The 18,525-nt window shown below is 63.7% G+C and carries 20 protein-coding genes; 14 read left to right on the forward strand and 6 right to left on the reverse strand.

Features of this window, described 5'->3' with window-relative positions:
- Positions 1-3 precede the first annotated feature (3 nt).
- The 9 genes from epd to HS968_RS02510 all read left to right on the forward strand — a co-directional run bounded on the left by epd (position 4) and on the right by HS968_RS02510 (position 6,734).
- Positions 4-1,050 (forward strand): erythrose-4-phosphate dehydrogenase, encoded by a 1,047-nt coding sequence (gene epd, locus HS968_RS02470; RefSeq protein ID WP_182369996.1) that lies wholly within the window; start codon positions 4-6, stop codon positions 1,048-1,050.
- An 11-nt stretch (positions 1,051-1,061) separates the two neighbouring features.
- The gene (locus HS968_RS02475; RefSeq protein ID WP_182369997.1) at positions 1,062-2,222 is read left to right on the forward strand and encodes a phosphoglycerate kinase; all 1,161 of its coding nucleotides are present in this window, start codon (positions 1,062-1,064) and stop codon (positions 2,220-2,222) included.
- A 104-nt stretch (positions 2,223-2,326) separates the two neighbouring features.
- Complete coding sequence (locus tag HS968_RS02480) at positions 2,327-2,512, forward strand: hypothetical protein (protein ID WP_182369998.1); 186 nt, start codon at positions 2,327-2,329, stop codon at positions 2,510-2,512.
- Positions 2,513-2,524: 12 nt separating this feature from the next.
- Entirely contained in the window at positions 2,525-2,851 is a 327-nt protein-coding gene (locus HS968_RS02485; RefSeq protein ID WP_119692195.1) for an MliC family protein, read from the forward strand.
- 123 nt (positions 2,852-2,974) lie between these two features.
- A complete protein-coding gene (gene fba / locus HS968_RS02490; RefSeq protein WP_003458863.1) occupies positions 2,975-4,039 on the forward strand; it encodes a class II fructose-bisphosphate aldolase in 1,065 nt (354 codons plus the stop codon).
- A gap of 55 nt (positions 4,040-4,094) precedes the next feature.
- Entirely contained in the window at positions 4,095-4,529 is a 435-nt protein-coding gene (locus tag HS968_RS02495; RefSeq protein ID WP_182369999.1) for a hypothetical protein, read from the forward strand.
- 81 nt (positions 4,530-4,610) lie between these two features.
- A complete protein-coding gene (locus HS968_RS02500) occupies positions 4,611-5,087 on the forward strand; it encodes a hypothetical protein (RefSeq protein WP_182370000.1) in 477 nt (158 codons plus the stop codon).
- A gap of 12 nt (positions 5,088-5,099) precedes the next feature.
- Positions 5,100-6,200, forward strand: a complete 1,101-nt coding sequence (locus HS968_RS02505; protein ID WP_182370001.1) for a PQQ-dependent sugar dehydrogenase — start codon at positions 5,100-5,102, stop codon at positions 6,198-6,200.
- 39 nt (positions 6,201-6,239) lie between these two features.
- Positions 6,240-6,734, forward strand: coding sequence for a YgjP-like metallopeptidase domain-containing protein (locus tag HS968_RS02510; RefSeq protein ID WP_182371563.1), 495 nt, complete (start codon positions 6,240-6,242; stop codon positions 6,732-6,734).
- A gap of 96 nt (positions 6,735-6,830) precedes the next feature.
- Here the strand turns inward: HS968_RS02510 and HS968_RS02515 are convergent, their stop codons facing one another.
- The 4 genes from HS968_RS02515 to yccS form a co-directional block, all read right to left on the reverse strand.
- Positions 6,831-7,064 carry a DUF2789 domain-containing protein gene (locus HS968_RS02515; protein ID WP_182370002.1) on the reverse strand — a complete coding sequence of 78 codons (234 nt, stop codon included), beginning with the start codon at positions 7,062-7,064 and terminating at the stop codon, positions 6,831-6,833.
- 61 nt (positions 7,065-7,125) lie between these two features.
- The gene (locus tag HS968_RS02520; RefSeq protein WP_182370003.1) at positions 7,126-7,596 is read right to left on the reverse strand and encodes a GreA/GreB family elongation factor; all 471 of its coding nucleotides are present in this window, start codon (positions 7,594-7,596) and stop codon (positions 7,126-7,128) included.
- A gap of 54 nt (positions 7,597-7,650) precedes the next feature.
- The gene (locus HS968_RS02525) at positions 7,651-9,447 is read right to left on the reverse strand and encodes a diguanylate cyclase (protein ID WP_182370005.1); all 1,797 of its coding nucleotides are present in this window, start codon (positions 9,445-9,447) and stop codon (positions 7,651-7,653) included.
- A 57-nt stretch (positions 9,448-9,504) separates the two neighbouring features.
- Entirely contained in the window at positions 9,505-11,676 is a 2,172-nt protein-coding gene (gene yccS / locus HS968_RS02530) for a YccS family putative transporter (RefSeq protein WP_179623595.1), read from the reverse strand.
- A gap of 269 nt (positions 11,677-11,945) precedes the next feature.
- On the opposite strand from yccS, the gene HS968_RS02535 reads away from it, so the two are divergent.
- From HS968_RS02535 to ald, 4 genes are all read left to right on the forward strand, one after another.
- Entirely contained in the window at positions 11,946-12,485 is a 540-nt protein-coding gene (locus HS968_RS02535; RefSeq protein ID WP_182370007.1) for a TetR/AcrR family transcriptional regulator, read from the forward strand.
- A gap of 64 nt (positions 12,486-12,549) precedes the next feature.
- The gene (locus tag HS968_RS02540; RefSeq protein ID WP_182370009.1) at positions 12,550-13,251 is read left to right on the forward strand and encodes a glutathione S-transferase family protein; all 702 of its coding nucleotides are present in this window, start codon (positions 12,550-12,552) and stop codon (positions 13,249-13,251) included.
- Complete coding sequence (locus HS968_RS02545; protein WP_182370011.1) at positions 13,248-13,931, forward strand: glutathione S-transferase N-terminal domain-containing protein; 684 nt, start codon at positions 13,248-13,250, stop codon at positions 13,929-13,931. The genes HS968_RS02540 and HS968_RS02545 overlap by 4 nt, the downstream gene beginning before the upstream one ends.
- Positions 13,932-14,021: 90 nt before the next feature.
- On the forward strand, positions 14,022-15,149 hold the full coding sequence (gene ald, locus HS968_RS02550; RefSeq protein WP_182370013.1) for an alanine dehydrogenase: 1,128 nt from the start codon (positions 14,022-14,024) through the stop codon (positions 15,147-15,149).
- Between the two features lie 2 nt (positions 15,150-15,151).
- Here ald and HS968_RS02555 read toward each other — a convergent pair whose 3' ends face one another.
- Positions 15,152-16,336, reverse strand: a complete 1,185-nt coding sequence (locus HS968_RS02555) for a BaiN/RdsA family NAD(P)/FAD-dependent oxidoreductase (protein ID WP_182370015.1) — start codon at positions 16,334-16,336, stop codon at positions 15,152-15,154.
- Between the two features lie 208 nt (positions 16,337-16,544).
- On the opposite strand from HS968_RS02555, the gene HS968_RS02560 reads away from it, so the two are divergent.
- On the forward strand, positions 16,545-17,276 hold the full coding sequence (locus tag HS968_RS02560) for a substrate-binding periplasmic protein (protein WP_182370016.1): 732 nt from the start codon (positions 16,545-16,547) through the stop codon (positions 17,274-17,276).
- Here HS968_RS02560 and HS968_RS02565 read toward each other — a convergent pair whose 3' ends face one another.
- A complete protein-coding gene (locus tag HS968_RS02565) occupies positions 17,277-18,512 on the reverse strand; it encodes a GGDEF domain-containing response regulator (protein WP_179623602.1) in 1,236 nt (411 codons plus the stop codon).
- Positions 18,513-18,525: the final 13 nt, after the last annotated feature.

Consider the following 18,525-nt stretch of genomic DNA (forward strand, 5'->3'; position numbering starts at 1 on the left):
GCCATGTCCAATCGCCCCTATCGTGTCGCCCTCAACGGCTATGGCCGCATCGGCCGTTGTGTGCTGCGCGCGCTGCACGAGCGTGGCAATTCAGCGAGCCTGGAAATCGTCGCGCTGAACGACCTGGCCGATCAGGCCAGCATCGAATACCTGACTCGCTTCGACTCCACCCACGGGCGCTTTCCCGGCGAGGTCAAGGTCGATGGCGACTGCCTGCATATTAACGGCGATTGCGTGAAGGTGCTGCGCCAGAGCGAGCCCGAGGCCATTGACTGGGCGGCGCTGGACATCGACCTGCTGCTGGAGTGTTCCGGGCAGTACGTCACCCGTGACCAGGCGCAGCGTTTCATCGACTCTGGTGCTCCGCGCGTGTTGCTGTCGCAGCCGATGGCCAGCGAGGCGGATATCGACGCCACGGTGGTCTACGGCGTCAATCAGCAGTGCCTCAGTGGTGCCGAACAACTGGTCTCCAACGCCTCCTGCACCACCAACTGCGGCGTGCCGCTGCTGAAACTTCTCGATGAGGTGGTGGGTCTGGAGTACGTCTCCATTACCACCATCCACTCGGCGATGAATGATCAACCGGTGATCGATGCCTACCACCACGAAGACCTGCGCCGCACGCGCTCGGCCTTCCAGTCGGTGATCCCGGTATCCACCGGGTTGGCGCGGGGTATCGAGCGCCTGCTGCCGGAACTGACCGGGCGTATCCAGGCTAAGGCCATCCGCGTGCCGACGGTCAACGTCTCCTGCCTGGACATCACCCTGCAGACCGCACGCGATACCTCCGCAGAAGAAATCAATCGCGTGCTGCGTCAGGCGGCAGAAAGTGGCCCGCTCAAAGGGCTGCTGGCCTACACCGAGCTGCCGCACGCCAGCTGCGACTTCAACCATGACCCGCACTCGGCCATCGTCGACGGCAGCCAGACCCGCGTGTCCGGCCCGCGCCTGGTCAACCTGCTGGCCTGGTTCGACAACGAGTGGGGGTTTGCCAACCGCATGCTCGATGTTGCTGAACACTTTCTCCTACAAGCTAATCCTGCACCGTGAAGGACTGATCCATGACCGTTCTGAAGATGACCGACCTCGACCTCGCCGGTAAGCGCGTGTTGATCCGCGAAGACCTCAACGTCCCGGTGAAGGACGGTGTGGTCAAGAGCGACGCGCGTATCCTCGCATCCTTGCCGACCATCAAGCTGGCGCTGGAGAAGGGCGCTGCCGTGCTTGTCTGCTCGCACCTGGGGCGCCCGGAAGAGGGCATCTACAGCGAGGAAGACAGCCTGGCACCGGTCGCGGCCTACCTGAGCAAGGCTCTCGGTCGTGACGTGCCGCTGATCAAGGACTACCTCGGCGGTGTCGAGGTCAAGGCCGGTGAGCTGGTACTGCTGGAGAACGTCCGCTTCAACAAGGGCGAGAAGAAGAACACCGACGAGCTGGCCCAGCAGTACGCCGCCCTGTGCGACGTGTTTGTGATGGACGCCTTCGGTACCGCCCACCGCGCCCAGGGTTCGACCCACGGTGTAGCCAAGTTCTCCAAGGTCGCCTGTGCCGGCCCGCTGCTGGCTGCCGAGCTGGATGCGCTGGGCAAGGCCCTGGACAAGCCGGCGCGGCCGATGCTGGCCATCGTCGCCGGTTCCAAGGTGTCGACCAAGCTGGACGTGCTCAATTCCCTGGCCGATATCTGCGACTCGCTGATCGTCGGCGGCGGCATCGCCAACACCTTCCTCGCCGCTGCAGGCCTGCCGGTGGGCAAATCGCTGTACGAGGCCGATCTGGTCGACACTGCCAAGGCCATCGCGGCCAAGGTCAGCGTACCGCTGCCGGTCGATGTGGTGGTGGCCAAGGCCTTTGCCGAAGACGCCGAAGCCACCGTCAAGGCGGTCAAGGACGTGGCCGAGGACGACATGATCCTCGACATCGGCCCGCAAACCGCGGCGATGTTCGCCGAGATGCTCAAGGCCTCGCAGACCATTCTGTGGAACGGCCCGGTCGGCGTGTTCGAGTTCGATCAGTTCGGCAACGGTACCAAAGCCCTGGCCCTGGCCATCGCCGAAAGCCCGGCGTTCTCCATCGCCGGTGGTGGCGATACTCTGGCGGCCATCGACAAGTACGGCGTGGCGGACAAGATTTCCTACATTTCCACGGGCGGCGGCGCCTTCCTCGAGTTCGTCGAAGGCAAGGTGCTGCCAGCTGTTGAGGTGCTGGAGCAGCGCGCGCAGTGATCGCCAGCTAGGGTGAAGGTAGTCACCCTACGCCGCGGCCGATAAAACCCTGACGTGAACGGGTGGTCTGTAGAAAACCGGATCATCGAACAAGGAGTCATGTCATGGGCAAGTTAGCCGCTTTGAGCGTCATTGGTATGTTGCTGGCCGGTTGCACCAGCGGTGGTCGGGAGGCGGCCTGCGAGGTATTCAGCCCTGCGCAGATCGAAACCCCGACCACTCAGGATGATCAGCGTGTCGAGGAGAGCACCGGGCAGCCTACTGGCCCGGCGCCGGAACAGCGTTGCTGACGAGGAGAAGCAATGAGCGGGATTAAACTGGCGGGGCTTGCCGCTATCGCACTGCTGCTTGCAGCGTGCAGCAGTCAGCCGGCGGCGCCGGATCACTGGAATCGCTGGGTTTGCGATAGCCAGGCCGAAGTGCAATGGCGCTTCGCCAATGGCGGTTTCGATCAGGTAGATGTACGCCTGGGCGGCGATGACATCGTCTACCGCCTGACCCAGGAGCCAGCTGCATCCGGCGCGCTGTACAGCGATGGGCGCCTGTCCTTCCACACCAAGGGTGAGGAAGGCCTGGTCTACTGGACGGCGACCGATGACCTGATCGGCCGTGGCTGCAAGGCGCCGTAACATCCTCGGCGACGTCGAGACGAGCACTGCGGGCATGCCCGAGCTTCACGAAACTTGAACAACGCCTGCCCCTGCGGCAGGCTTGCACGATTAACGACCTCCAAACCGGGAGACAGAAACACCATGGCACTTATCAGCATGCGCCAGATGCTCGACCACGCCGCCGAATTCGGCTACGGCGTGCCGGCCTTCAACGTCAACAACCTCGAGCAGATGCGCGCCATCATGGAAGCCGCCGACAAGACCGATTCGCCGGTCATCGTCCAGGCCTCCGCTGGTGCCCGCAAGTACGCCGGTGCGCCGTTCCTGCGCCACCTGATCCTGGCTGCCATCGAAGAATTCCCGCATATCCCGGTGTGCATGCACCAGGATCACGGCACCAGCCCGGACGTGTGCCAGCGCTCCATCCAGCTGGGTTTCAGCTCGGTGATGATGGACGGCTCGCTCAAGGAAGACGGCAAGACCCCGGCTGATTACGACTACAACGTCCGTGTGACCCAGCAGACCGTGGCGTTCGCCCACGCCTGCGGTGTGTCCGTGGAAGGTGAGCTGGGTTGCCTGGGCAGCCTGGAAACCGGCATGGCCGGTGAAGAAGATGGCGTCGGCGCCGAAGGCGTACTGGATCACAGCCAACTGCTGACTGATCCGGAAGAGGCCGCCGACTTCGTCAAGAAGACCCAGGTCGATGCCCTGGCCATCGCCATCGGCACCAGCCACGGCGCTTACAAGTTCACCAAGCCGCCAACCGGCGACGTGCTCTCCATCGAGCGCATCAAGGAAATCCACAAGCGCATCCCCAACACTCACCTGGTGATGCACGGCTCCTCCTCCGTTCCGCAGGAATGGCTGAAGGTGATCAACGAGTTCGGCGGCGACATCAAGGAAACCTACGGTGTGCCGGTCGAGGAAATTGTTGAGGGCATCAAGCACGGCGTGCGCAAGGTCAACATCGATACCGACCTGCGTCTGGCTTCCACCGGCGCCATTCGCCGCATGATGGCCGAGCACCCGAGCGAGTTCGATCCGCGCAAGTTCTTCGCCAAGACCATCGTCGCCATGCGTGACATCTGCATCGCCCGCTACGAAGCCTTCGGCACCGCTGGCAACGCCTCCAAGATCAAACCGATCTCCCTGGAAGGCATGTACCAGCGTTACGCCAGCGGCGAGCTGAACGCCAAGGTCAACTGAGCCTGATGCGTTACCCGGAGCCCCGCTTTTGCGGGGCTTTTTCATGGAGCAGCCGATGAAGAAGCTGGCGCTTGCCTGTCTAACCGCCACGGCGCTGGCCGGTTGCGCCGTCGCCCCGTCAGTACCCGCACCCAGTCCGGAAGTGGGCGCGTACGCCATCGACCCGCTGCGTTGTGATACCCGTGCCGAGTGCACCACCAAGGTGTCGCGTACCCTGCTGTTCGTATTCGACTATGCCGCTGCCGGCGCACCTCTGGTGCAGCGAGATGGACGCCTGCTGTTCACGCCCGAGGATGCGCCAGCGAGCGACTGGCCGGCACTGCGAATCGAGCTGGCCGAGCCCGTCAACGGTCGCTTTTCCCTGAGCAGCGAATGCCGTCAGGCTCCCTGCCGTACCTACCCCGCAGCCCTGGAGGAGGCCTATCGTCATTATCTGATGGGCGACAGCTGCACCTGGCAGGGTGGATTGTGCCTGCCTGCGCAGAGGTAAAACCCTGTAAAACTCCTGGAGCATGACGGCGGGCGTGGTACGCCATAATTCGTGGACTGTCGTTCCGGGAAACTGCCACCCATGTCCAGCAAGCCGCGCCTGTTGCTCGCTTTCATCCTCGCCGTGTTGCTGGCCTCGCTGCTTGCCTCGATTTTCCAGACCCAGACCAATCTTGCCGCCTTGCAGGCACTCGGTGCGCCCATGCCGATGGATGTGCGCCTCGGCACTACCTGCCTCGACCTGCTTGGTTTCGCTCCGACCTTCGCTCTGCTCAGCACATTGGGCTTCATTTTCGCCCTGCCGCTGGCTGCCTGGTGCGCTAGGCGCATGCCGACATTGCGTTGGGCGATCTTCCTGCTGGCTGGTGCCATCGCTATCTGGTGTGCGCTGGCGTTGGCCAACACGCTAGCGCCGATGCCGACGTTGATTGCGGCTGATCGCAGTTCGCTCGGCACACTTGGCCTGATGCTCTGCGGCAGCGTCGGCGCCTTGCTGTTCGGCTTGCTCGGCCAGTGTGCCGGTCACCCTGCGTCATCGACCTCTTCCGACTCCCTCTGACAAGGCGTGCCCATGTTGAGATTCTCCCGTGCGCTGCTGCTTGGCGCCCTGTTCGGCAGTGCTCCGCTGCTGGCTCAGGACTACCGCATCGAAACCTTCAGCGAGGGGCTGGAACATCCCTGGGCAATGGCCTTCCTGCCGGACGGGCGCATGCTGGTCACCGAGCGTGTCGGACGCCTGCGTATCGTCGAGGCCGACGGTAGCCTCGACCCCGAGCCGGTAGCTGGCGTGCCTGAGGCGTTTATCGCCGCACAGGCGGGATTGATGGAGGTGGCGCTGGATCCTGACTACACCGATAACCGCTGGCTCTACCTGAGCTATGCGCACGGTTCGCTGGAGGCCAACAACACGCGCCTGGCGCGTGCCCGACTGGTGGATGACGAACTGCACGACTTCGAAGTGCTGTTCACCGCCCAGCCGCTCAAGGCCGGCGCAGCGCATTACGGCGGGCGCATTGCCTTTCTCGCCGACAAGACCCTGGTGCTGACCCTGGGCGACGGTTTCGACTGGCGCGAAGAAGCGCAGAATCCGGCTAATCACCTGGGCAAGATCGTGCGGCTGAATCGCGACGGCAGCGTGCCGCAGAACAACCCGCTGCTGGGCAGGGAGGGTGCTGCCCCTGAGATCTACAGCCTGGGCCACCGCAACGTGCAGGGCATCTTTTTCGACGCTGAGAATGATCGCCTGTACAGCCACGAGCACGGCCCGCGCGGTGGTGACGAGCTCAACCTGATCGAGGCCGGCAACAACTACGGTTGGCCGCTGGCGACCTTTGGCATCGATTACACCGGCGCGCGCATCAGCCCCTATACCGAGCTGCCGGGTCTGAGCGCGCCGTTGTTGCACTGGACGCCCTCGGTGGCGCCTTCGAGCCTGACCCTGTATCGCGGCGAGCTATTCCCCAACTGGCGGGGCGATTTGTTCGCTGCCACGCTGGCCGAGCGTAGCGTCCGGCGCATCCGCGTGCTCGATGGCATGCTGGCGGGGGAAGAGGTGCTGTTCGAAGAGCTGGAAGAACGCATTCGCGACGTGCGCAGTGGCCCTGATGGCGCGCTCTATCTGCTCACCGACAGTGCCGAAGGGCGCGTGCTGCGGGTGGTGCCGAGCGAATAGCGCTGTATCCGTTACACTGGCGGCCCTGATGATTGTGGGATCGTATCGGTGAAGTACCTCCAGGGTTATCCCGTTGCCTTGCAGCAGCAAGTCCGCCAACTGATCGCCGATGACCGGCTGGCTGACTACCTGGCGCAGCGCTATCCGGGGCGGCATGAAGTGCAGAGCGACAAGGCCCTGTACGGCTATGTGATGGCGCTCAAGCAGGAGCACCTGAAGAACGCGCCGGCCATCGACAAGGTGCTCTACGATAACCGTCTCGACCTCACCCACCGTGCGCTGGGGCTGCACACGGCGATCTCGCGGGTACAGGGTTGCAAGCTCAAGGCGAAGAAGGAAATTCGTGTCGCGTCGCTGTTTCGCGACGCGGCGCCGGCCTTTCTGCAGATGATCGTGGTGCATGAGCTGGCGCATCTGAAAGAGAGCGATCACAACAAGGCGTTCTACAAGCTGTGCGACCACATGCTGCCGGGCTATGCGCAGATCGAGTTCGACCTGCGCATGTACCTGACCTGGCGCGAGATGAGTTCGTAGGGTGCGCCGCGCGCACCGATGCCTCGGCGATAGGGAAAAACGGTGCGCACGGCGAACCCCACCCGTCCGACCCGGTATTTGATGCCAGGCGCGGTATCAGCTGTGCAGGCGCAGGTTGAGTTGGTCGATCACCTCGGCCCAGTCGGCGTCTTCGAGTATCTCCTCGCGCAGCAGAGCGGCCTGGGCTGGGCTCCAGAACGCGGCATCGGCCAGCGAGCGGCCGGGCGGCAAGGGCGAGTGAGTGCTGATGAAGGCGTTGATGCTGGCGGCATCGTTGGGCAGGCCGAGTTGCTTGAACAGGGCGGGCAGGTCATGAACCGGGGTTTGCATGGCAGTCTCCAGGCGTTGAACGATCATTACTGATTACCAACCCTAGCTCAGATAGTTCCGCTCATTCGACTGCCAGTACCTCGAAGCACTGCTCGCCGAAGCGTACTTCGTCGCCCACTGCCTTGCCGAGCAGGGCACGCCCCAGCGGTGCGGCGCTGCCGAGCACCTGGATGGTGTGACCGGCCTGTTGCAACTTCATGCTCGCGCCCTGTGGGCCGAGGAACAGCCAGCGCTCTTCGTCCTGCTCGTCGAGTAGCTGGATCAGCGCGCCCAATTCGATGCCTTGCGCGTCATCGAACGGCCGTGGCCTCAACTGGCGCCAGGTGATCAGCGTCTGGCGCAGCTCCTCGACCCGCCGGGCCTGGCCGCTGGCCAGGTAAGCCGCTTCCAGGCCCAGGGTGTCGTACTTGTTCTCGGCGACGTTCTCTTCGTGGGTGGCCGCTTCGTGCGCGCTGAGGGCGGCGAGGGTGGCTTGTTCGAGGTCGGCCTGCAGGTGGGCGAGCACGTCTTGCAACAGCAGATTCTTGTCCATGGTGCGCTTTCGATTACGAGGTGAGGAGCTGGGCCACGGCCCATCTTCAATGGTCTAGGGGGCCAGCTGCACGCGGTTGCGACCTTCGGCCTTGGCCCGATACATGGCCGCATCGGCCTGGCGAATCAGCGTGGTGGCATCGTCGCTACCATGGCTCAGGACGATACCGATGCTGGCGCCGACGCGCACGGCACGATCCTCCAGGTACATGGGCGTGTCCAGCCCTTCCAGCAGGCGCTTGGCCAGATCGCGCGCGTGCTCGGCCGATTGCACGTTCTCGCAGATCACCACGAATTCGTCACCACCCAGGCGGGCGGGAAGGTCGGCGTCGCGCAGGTACTGGCGCAAGCGCTGAGCCACTTCGGCCAGAACCCGATCACCGAATTCGTGGCCATGCTGATCGTTGATCGGTTTGAATCCGTCCAGATCGATCAGCATCACCGCCAGCAGTTCATTGCGCCTGACGCTGCGCGCCAGTGCCTGATCCAGGTGTTGTTGCAGTGCAGTGCGGTTGGCCAGGCCCGTAAGCGGGTCTTGCAGTGCCAGTTCGCTGAGGCGCTGGTTGGCCTGTTCCAGCGCCTGGGTGCGTTCGGTTACCCGCTTGGCGAGGATCTGCTCGTTGAGCTGCAGCGCTGCCTCGCGCTGGCGTTTGAGTTCGTTGAAGCGTGCTGCCAGGGCGAAGGACAGCAGGATCATCTCCAGGCCCGAGCCGATCTGCATGGCATACAGGGTGAGGAAGTTCGAGGGGATCAGCGCGAAGTTGCGCAGCGCCAGCAGTACCGCACCGGTAAGCAGCATCAGCCAGGCCAGGGCGAACAGGCGGGCGCCGGGCACCCGGTAGCCGACGCAGACGAAGCTGGTGAGCAGCAGCGTCAGGGTGGCGATCAGGCCGGTCAGCGACATCAGTTGTAAGGCGCGCTGCACGGGCAGCAGGATGGTGGCCAGCACCGCAGCAGCGATGGCGATGCACAGCGCCAGAAGACCCTTGTCCCAGCGCGGCAGCCACTGGCGGGTGTCGAGGAAGCTGCGAGCGAATACCACCGACAGCAGCGCCGCCGAGGTCAGGCTGACCGGCAGCATGCGATTGCTCCAGGGCGCTGCCTGAGACCACAGGTACTGCGCGCCGAGGCCGTTGAGCGAGAGCACGCTGAGGGCGAAGGCGAACATGAACAATACGTAGTTGAGGAAGGGGCGTTCGCGCAGGGCGAGGAACAGCAGCAGGTTGTACAGGCCCAGAGCGATCAGCACACCGAAGTAGATGGCGTGCACCAGATAGCCGTTCTGGCTGTGCTGCTCGAAATCGCGCAGCGACATCAGCCCGCCACTCAGGGTCATGCTGCCGCGCGAGTCGACGCGCAGGTACAATGTGCGCTGTTCGCCCGGTTGCAGGACGATCTCGAACACCGGGTAACGATGGCCGATGCTGCGTTCGGCGTAAGGCACGGTATCGCCACTGCGCGACTCGCGTACGCCATCGGCGCCGACGTCATACAGACGTACTTCGTCGAGCGAGGCGTAGTTCAGCTCCAGGCGCCAGATGCGCGTTTCGCTGGCTTCGGACTGCAACGGCAGGCGCAGCCAGATCGCGCCTTGCACGTAGCCGAAGCTGAGGTCGCGACGGGTCAGCGAGGCACTGAACGGCGCGTTGGCCGCGCGCACGTCATCCAGGGTCAAGGTGCCTTGCGGGTCGGCGAGAAAATCGACCAGACCGTAGAGGTCCTGCGGTGCGGTGCTGTCACCCAGGCGGGTGTTCGCCTCAACCAGCTGGCTGTTCAGCGACAGGCAAAGCATCAGCAGCAGGCCCGGCAACGAGGCCAGGAAGGCGGAGGCAGTATGTCGGCTGGCTGGCATGGGAAGAGCCTGGGAAGTAGGCGTGCCTAGATAGTGGCAGAAAGCCCAGTCGCGCAGCTAGTGCCTGTCCTTGTGCAGATGCGCACCCAGGGTGCGCAACGGTGCAAGTTGGCGACAGATCAGCGCCAGTTGTGTCTGTACCAAGCGCTGGCGCTCGTCGGCGTCATCGGCGATCTGCTCCAGCTCCTGCGCCAAAGCCTGCTCCTCATCGCTATGAATGGCCACGGGATGTTCGCCACGCAAGCCCGCAGCGATTTCATCGAGGCTGCGGGCCAGCTTTTCGGCCTGTTCCAGCAGCTGTGCCTGGATCATCTGCGGCAGTTGCTCGCCGCGGTGTGCGCCCAGTGCGGAGAGGTAGCTGAGCAGGGTGTGCGACAGCACCAGGAAGCGAAAGCCCTGATCCGCGTCCTTACGGAAGTGGCCAGGCTCCATCAGCATGTTGCCGAGGGTGGTGGACAGCGCGGCGTCGGCGTTGTGCGCATTGCGTCGGGCCAGGCGATAGCCGAGGTCATCGCGCTTGCCGTTGGCGTACTGGGCGATGATCTGTCGCAGGTAGGCGCTGTTGCAGCTCAACGTGTTGGCCAGCATGCGGCCTAGGCGCCGGCCCTGCCAGTCCGGCAGGATCAGGAACACCGCCAGGCCGGCGATCAGGCCGCCGAGCAGGGTATCGACCAGGCGTGGCAGGAACAGCCCATAGCCATCGCCGATCTGGTTGAAGCAGAACAGCACCAGCAGGGTGATCGCCGCCGTGGCCAGGGTATAGCGCGTGGTTCGGGTGGCGAAGAAGGCGACGCCGGCGACCACGGCGAACAGCGCCTGCACGCGCGGATCCGGAAACAGGTTGAACAGCGCCCAGCCGATACCCAGCCCGAGCAGGGTGCCGCTGATGCGCTGCACCAGCTTGAGCCGGGTGGCGCCGTAGTTCGGTTGGCAGACGAACAGGGTGGTCAGCAGAATCCAGTAGCCCTGGGCCGGGTGGATCAGGTGCAGCAGGCCATAGCCGGCGGCCAGGGCGATGGACAGGCGCAGCGCGTGGCGAAACAGCAGCGAGGTGGGTGTCAGTTGCTGGCCGATGCGCTCCATCACTTCGCGCAGCGAATGCGGCTCGCGATCGAGCAGGCTGCTGTCCTGTTCATCGGCCAGGGCGTCGGGGTTGCTGGCGTTGCCAAGCAGCAGGTCGAGGCTGGCCAGGTTGCCAGCCAGGGCACCGAGCGAGCGCAGCAGGCGGCGCCAGGCTGGATTGCTCTGCAGGTGCAGGTGGTCGAGCGAGGCGTGCAGGTCTTCCAGAGCCTGGCTGCACAACTCGCGGTACTCGAACGGCTGGCGCAGCTCGATGGCACTGCCCAGGCGCTCGCACGCCTCGCCGTGCAGGCGCAGCAGGCGCTGGCAGCGAAACAGCACGTCGCTGTGGAAGAAGGCTTCGGCCAGCTCGTTGTAGGGGTAATGCGAGGAACTGGCGCGCTCGTGGATGTCCTGAGCGAGGAAATACAGCTTCAGGTAGCGATTGACCTTGGGCCCGGGGCGGCCGTTGCCGACGCGGTGCAGGATGATCTCCTTGGCCGCGTTGAGCGCCGACACCACCCGTCCGTTCTGCTGCGCCAGGGCCAGGCGTCGCTGCTCCACGTCCAGCTGACGCACGGGTTCGAACAGCGCCGCCTTGAGCTTGAGGTACTTGCCCAGCTCGCGGAACAGCCGGGCCAGGCTCTGTTGCACCGGTTGGTGAGCGAACAGGCCGTGCCAGATTACCGAGAGCAGGCCGTACCAGGCCGCACCGGCCACCAACAGCAGTGGCTCGAGCCATAGGCCGGCAACGCCGCCGCGCTGCTCGACACCGATCATGCTGTACACGGCGAGAATCAAGGTGCCCGAGCCCAGTGTGGCGAAGCGCTCGCCCAGGGCGCCGAGCATGCTCAGGCAGAAGGCTGAAAGTGCCAGGGCGACGACGAACAGCCAGGGGTAGGGAAAGAGGAATTCGACCGCATAGGCCGCCGCGCTGAAGCAGACCAGGGTGACCAATACGGTGCCCAAGCGGCCTTGCCAGCTGTCATCGGTTTCGGTCAGTGCGCTGGCGATGATGCCGAGAAACAGCGGGATCAGCCCATGTACCCAGCCTTGCCACCAGCACAGCGCCAGCGCACCAGCGAGAGCGATGAACACCCGCAGGCTGGCACTGAACTTGTCCAGCGCCCAGAGGCGGCGCAGTGATTGGCGAAGGTGAGGGCGGGGCATGGAAGGTCTGGTGAGAAAAGGATGTGAGAAGCCTACCGGAACTCGTTGGTCACTGGATATGCAATTGACCGCAACAGGCATGTCCCAGGGCTGTCCAGTTGGATTGACGGGGCATCCGTCTTCCCGCTGCCGGTGGAGCTGTCGCGCAGGATCGTGGACATGAAGGAACCCAAGTCTTGAATTTTGGAACTGATCGGTTCTAAATTCGCCGCATGACGACACGTGGACGCCCCAAAAGCTTCTGCCCGGATCGGGTTCTGGAAAATGCCATGCAGCTGTTCTGGCAGCGCGGCTACGAGGCCGCTTCGCTGCAGGATCTGCAGGTGGTCACCGGCCTGTCCAGGAGCAGCCTGTACCAGACCTACCCGAGTAAGCAGGCCTGGTTCGTCGCTGCGTTCAGCCGTTATGTGGAGCAGCGTCGCGCCCTGTTACTGGAACAGCTGGAGGCCAGTGCCTCGCCGCTCGGTTTCATTCGCGAGCGCCTGCTCAGTGTCCTCGATGATGGCGGCTCGGATGGCGTGCCGCGCGGTTGCATGTTGGTCAACGTCGCCAACGAATTCTCGCTGTCGGAGCCCGCGCTGGTGCCTGTGCTAAAGCGCGCCACGGCGGGGATCTGCCAGGTGTTCGAGCAGGCGCTGGTACGTGCCGTGGCCTGCGGCGAACTGCCCGCAGGAGACGACCTGCAAGCCCGAGCCGCCTATCTGCAATGCGTGATGAGCGGCTTGCGCACTCAGGTCAAGTCCGGGCTGCCGGCTGACTCGATCCGCGCCACCGTCGCCGTGGTGATGACAAGCCTGGGCGGGGCCTGAGTTCTGCGTCGGGGTGTTCTTTCGTTTATTTGTGGACTGATTGGTTCTGAAATGGGGGATGGGCATGCGGGAATTGTTCGAGCTGTGCGGGGCTGATCGCGAGCTGGTGTTTTCGCCTTACTGCTGGCGTGTGCGCCTCGCACTGGCGCACAAGGGGCTGGATTACCAGAGCCGGCCGACGCGCTTCACCGACAAGGCGCTGATCGCCTTTTCCGGGCAGAAACTGGTGCCGGTGCTTACCGACGACGGCGAAACGCTGCATGACAGCATGGCCATTTTCGCCTACCTGGATCGACGCTACCCGCAACATCCTCTGCTTGGCGATGCACTGGCTGCCGAGCGGGCGCGGCTGGTCGAGCGCTTGAGCTTTCACATGGTGCGCATGCCGCTGTTGAAGATCCTGATCCCGCGGGTCTGGCAGGTCATTGATCCGGCTGATCGTGAGTACTTCCGCAGCAGCCGTGAAAAGGCACTGGGCATGAGCCTGGAGGATTTCGCCGACCCGCAGGGCGGTGAGCGGCAGTTCCGCGACGGGGTGGCGCCGCTGGAAATGTGGTTGCGTGAACAACCCTTTTTCGAGGGGCCGGCGCCTGGTGGCTGCGATTACCTGCTGGCTGGCCTGCTGCTCTGGGCCTGGTGTCTGGGGGCGCAGCCATGGGCGGATGATTCGGCACTCGGTGCGTGGTTCGCCCGCATTCTGCAGACGTACGAAACTACTCACGGCCCGGTCAAGCGGGCCTCGATCCAGGCGGAGATGAGCAAATGATCGATCTGTATTACTGGACTACCCCCAACGGCCACAAGGTCAGCATCTTTCTCGAAGAGGCCGGCCTGGACTATCGCGTCATCCCGGTTCACATCGGCAAGGGCGAGCAGTTCGAACCCGAATTCCTCAAGATCGCGCCGAACAACCGTATTCCGGCGATCGTCGATCAGGCGCCGGCAGACGCTGGCGAACCCATTGCCCTGTTCGAGTCCGGGGCGATCCTCGAATACCTGGCCGACAAGAGCGGGTTGTTCCTGCCACGCGAGACCCGCGCGCGTTTCCAGGTGCTGCAATGGCTGTACTGGCAGATGGGCGGCGTCGGGCCAATGGCCGGGCAGAACCATCACTTCGTACGTTATGCGCCGGAGCCGATTCCCTACGCCATCGAACGTTACGTGAAGGAAACTGCCCGCCTTTACGGTGTACTGGATCGTCAACTGGCCGAGCATGAATATGTGGCCGGCGATTATTCGATCGCCGATATGGCCATCTATCCCTGGGCCACATTGTGGCAAGCCCAGCAGCAGAAGATCGAAAATTTCCCGCACATGGCTGCCTGGCTCGAACGCATTGCCGCGCGTCCTGCCGTGCAACGTGCCTACGCGCTGGTCGCCCAGGTGAACGAAGATCCGAAGGCGCTGCTGACCGCCGAGGCGCGGCGCTTGCTGTTCGGGCAGTGACGGACGGGCAGGTTTCTCGCGGATTTCCCGGTGAGGCGCGTGACGCTTTCCTAGACTTCAGGTGTTGATCCTGAACGCTGGGAGAGAGTCATGCGAATCGGCGTACCCAAGGAAATCAAGAATCACGAGTACCGTGTCGGCCTTACGCCTGCGTCCGTGGCCGAACTGAGCGCACAGGGGCACGAGGTCTGGATCGAGACTCAGGCCGGTGCCGCCATCGGTTTTGCCGACGAGAATTACCGTGAGGCCGGCGCGCAGATCGCCAAGGGCGCCGGCGAGGTGTTTCAGCAGGCGCAACTGATCGTCAAGGTCAAGGAGCCGCTCGCCGTGGAGCGGGCCAAGCTGCGCGCGCAGCACACCCTGTTCACCTACCTGCACCTGGCACCGGATCGGCCGCAGACCGAGGAATTGATGGCGAGTGGCGCCACCTGTATCGCCTACGAGACGGTGACCGATGCTCTGGGCCGCCTGCCATTGCTGGCGCCGATGTCGGAGGTTGCCGGGCGCATGTCGATCCAGGCCGGTGCCGGTTGCCTGGAGAAGGCGCGCGGTGGACGTGGCGTCTTGCTGGGCGGGGTACCAGGTGTGGCGCCGGGCAAAGTGGTGATTCTCGGCGGTGGCGTGGTCGGCAGCCATGCGCTGGCGATGGCGGTCGGCCTCGGCGCCGATGTGACGGTGCTGGACAGAAACGTCGATGCCCTGCGCCGACTCGATGCTCAGTACGGCAATCGCATCACCACGCTGTATTCGACCCGCGCGGCGCTGCGTGAGCAGGTGCTGGCAGCCGATCTGGTCATCGGCGGTGTGCTGATTCCCGGTGCGGCCGCGCCCAAGCTGATCACGGCGGACATGGTGCGGCAGATGAAGGCCGGCGCGGTGTTGGTGGATGTGGCCATCGATCAGGGCGGCTGTGCCGAGACTTCGCGCGCCACCACCCATGCAGAGCCCACCTATGTGGTCGACGAGGTGGTGCATTACTGCGTGGCCAACATGCCTGGTGCGGTGGCGCGTACCTCGACCCAGGCGCTGAACAACGCCACGCTGCCGTTCGTTATCGCCCTGGCGCAGAAGGGCACGCACTGCGCGCTGGAAGAAGACCCGCACTTGCTGGCCGGTCTCAATGTGGCTGGCGGAGTGATTACCTGTGAAAGTGTCGCGCAGGCTCACGGCCTGGTTTTCCAGCCTGCTGCCAGCGTTATCGAGCGGTTGTCGCGTTAGCGTCAGGCGTACTGCGCGGCGGCATAACCCGAGGCCCAGGCCCACTGGAAGTTGAAGCCGCCGAGATGGCCGGTGACGTCCAGCACCTCGCCGATGAAATACAGCCCCGGCACCTTGAGCGACTCCAGGGTCTTGGACGACACCTCGTCGGTGTTCACCCCGCCCAGGGTGACTTCGGCCGTGCGGTAGCCCTCGGTGCCGGCGGGCACCAGCTGCCAGTCTGACAGGCGCTCGGCAATCGCCTTTAATTCGCCTGGCGTGTACTGCTTCAGCGGCTTGTTGGTGAACCAGCTGTCCACCAGCAGGGTCGCCATCTTCTTGGTGAACAGCTCGGCCAGCAAGGTCTTCAGCTCGCTGTTACCGCGCTCGCGCTGTTGGGTCGCCAACCACTCGGGCAGGTCGATATGCGGCAGCAGGTCGATGTGCACGGTGTCGCCTGGTTGCCAGTAGGAGGAAATCTGCAGGATCGCCGGCCCGGACAGACCGCGATGGGTGAACAGGATGTTCTCGACGAAGCTCTGGCCATTGCAGCTCACCCGGCAGTCCTCCACCGAGGTGCCAGAGAGTTCGGTGCACAGCGTCTTGAGCTGCGGATCGGTGAGGGTGAACGGCACCAGCCCGGCGCGCGTTGGCAGCACCTCATGGCCGAACTGCTTGGCCACCTGGTAGCCGAAGCCGGTGGCGCCGAGGGTGGGAATCGACAACCCGCCAGTGGCGATCACCAGTGACTGGCAGGCCACGGCGCCGAGATCGGTTTGCAGCAGGAAACCGCCCTCGGTCTTTGCGATGTCCTGTACGGCGGTATCCAGGCGAATCTGCGCGCCCGCTTCGGCACACTCGGCCAGCAGCAGTTCGAGAATGTCGCTGGACTTGTTATCGCAGAACAGTTGGCCGAGTTTCTTCTCGTGATACGGCACGCCATGCTTGGCGACCAGGCCGATGAAGTCCCACTGGGTGAAGCGCGCCAGGGCGGATTTGCAGAAGTGCGGGTTGCCGGAGAGGAAGTTGGCCGGCTCGCAGTACATATTGGTGAAGTTGCAGCGCCCACCGCCGGACATGAGGATTTTCTTGCCGGCCTTGTTGGCATGGTCGAGTACCAGCACGCGGCGGCCACGGGCGGCGGCGGTGGCTGCGCACATCAGGCCGGCGGCGCCTGCGCCGATGATCAGTACGTCGGTTTGCAACACGAAATGTCCCCAAGGTGAATCGCTGGCACAAATGGTGCTGCGAGAAAACCTGTGAAGTTTACCCGAAGCCGCTCTGGGTCGCCGATTCTGCCCAGCGTGTGGCCGACGAATGTGGGATGCGACGATGCCTGTCTCAGATTTGAGACAGTGACGAGTGGCGCTGCGCCTGCTATCACTAGAACTGATCATTTCGGATGGATCGCCACCAATGCTCGCAGTGCGTGCCTGGCTATTGCTCTTGCTGCTGTCGCCGGCACTGGCCTCGGCCGAGTTGTTGCGCCTGGTGGCTGATCCCTGGCCGCCTTTCAATGACCGAGACCTGCCTGGCAATGGCCTGGCCAGTGATCTGGTGGAGCAGGCGCTGAAGCGTGCCGGCTACACCACCAGCTACGCCGAAGTGCCCTGGGAGCGGGCTGTGCTGGGGCTCAAGCGCGGCGATTACGATGTGTTGATCAATGCCTGGTACAGCGCGGATCGTGCCGAGTACGGCCACTTCTCCCGCCCTTATCTGGTCAATCGTCTGCGTTTCATGCAGCGCAAGGGCAGCAACATTCGTTTCGAAACCCTGGCCGATCTCTACCCGCACAGCATCGCCGTGGTGCGCGGTTATGCCTATTCCAAGGAGTTCGACAGCGACCCCAACCTACTCAAGGTGGGGGTTGGCAGCTTCGAGATCGCTGCGCGCATGTTGCACGCTGGGCGGGTTCAGCTGGCGCTGGAGGATGAACTGGTGGCGCGGTATCACATGGGTCTGGAGTTGAGCTCCATTCGCGGCGAGCTGGAGTTCCTACCGCTACCGTTGAGCGAGAACGGCCTGCATATCCTGATTCGGCGCAGTCGTGCCGACCACGAGGAAATCGCCAATCGTTTCGACAAGGCGATCCAGGCGATGAGCGACGATGGTAGCTATGCCGCGACGCTGCAGCGCCACGGCCCTTGATCAGGCCAGCACCGTACGGGCGCGGCCCTGCTGCTTGGCCCGGTATAGCCGGATGTCGGCTTCGTGCAGGAGGCTTTCCAGATCTTCCGGTTCGCCCTGATACAGCCCCGCGCTGAACGACAAGGACGGCGCGCCCACGGCGTAGTGCAGGCCAGCGCATTGCCGACGTAGCTTGTCCAGTGCCTGCACCACCTGCTCCGCATCATGCAGTGTGAGCAGGGCGAATTCCTCGCCTCCGAGTCGGCCCAGCAGCATATCGGGGAAGGCCACGCTCATTGCCCGGGCGAACACCACCAGGGCGCTGTCGCCGCTGGCATGGCCGAAGCCATCGTTGATCTGCTTGAAGTGGTCGAGGTCGAGCATCGCCACGCATACTTCGCGGTGCTCGCGTTGTGCCTGCTGCAGCATCTGCAGCCCCTGTTCGTAGAAAGCGCGGCGGTTGTTCAGGCCGGTCAGGGCATCGAATTGTGCGGCTTTCTTCAGGGCGCGTAGCAGGTCGCGTCGTTCCAGCGTCGACATCACCCGGCAATTCAGTTCTTCGGGGCAGAATGGTTTGCGCAGGAAGTCATCGGCCCCGTGCTTGATGAACTGCGCGCTGAGCGAGCCCTTGGGGTCGGCCGACACGCCGATGATGATCAGGTCGCTCAGGCGCAGCTTCTGACGCAGCAGTTTGACCAGCTCGAAACCGCTGACACCGGGCATGGCGTGGTCGAGCACCAGCAGGTCGAGATCCGGATGCTCGCCCAGTTGGCGCAGGGTCTCCTTGCCGTCGCTGGCCTCGATGATCTGATAGTGGTGCGGTTCGAGGATATGGCGGATGTAGTGGCGCTGGGCGTCTGAGTCGTCGGCGATGAGAATCTTGATATGGCTGTTGTGGTCGAGCCGGTGCAGCAGGCGGAAGGCATACTCGTAGGAGTGCTGACTTTCCTTGAGCACGTAGTCGACCACACCTTTCATCAACAGCTCGTCGCGGCGTTGCTCGTTGTAGCTGCCGCTGAGCACGATGCAGGGAAGGTGATAGCGCATCACCAGGTCGACACTCTCGCCGTTGGGGGCGTCGGGTAGATGCAGGTCGACGATGGCGGCGAAGAACAGGGCGGCCGAGGTCTCCAGCATCACCTCCGCTTCGGCCAGCGAGGCACAGAAGATCGGCTCGAGATCAGGTTCCTGACGGAACAGGTGTTCGAGAATCTTCAGTACCAAGGGGCTGTCTTCAATGACCAGAATATTGCGCATGGGTAACTCCGGC

Source organism: Pseudomonas berkeleyensis, assembly GCF_014109765.1.
In the GTDB taxonomy this organism is placed as follows: Bacteria; Pseudomonadota; Gammaproteobacteria; order Pseudomonadales; family Pseudomonadaceae; genus Aquipseudomonas; species Aquipseudomonas berkeleyensis.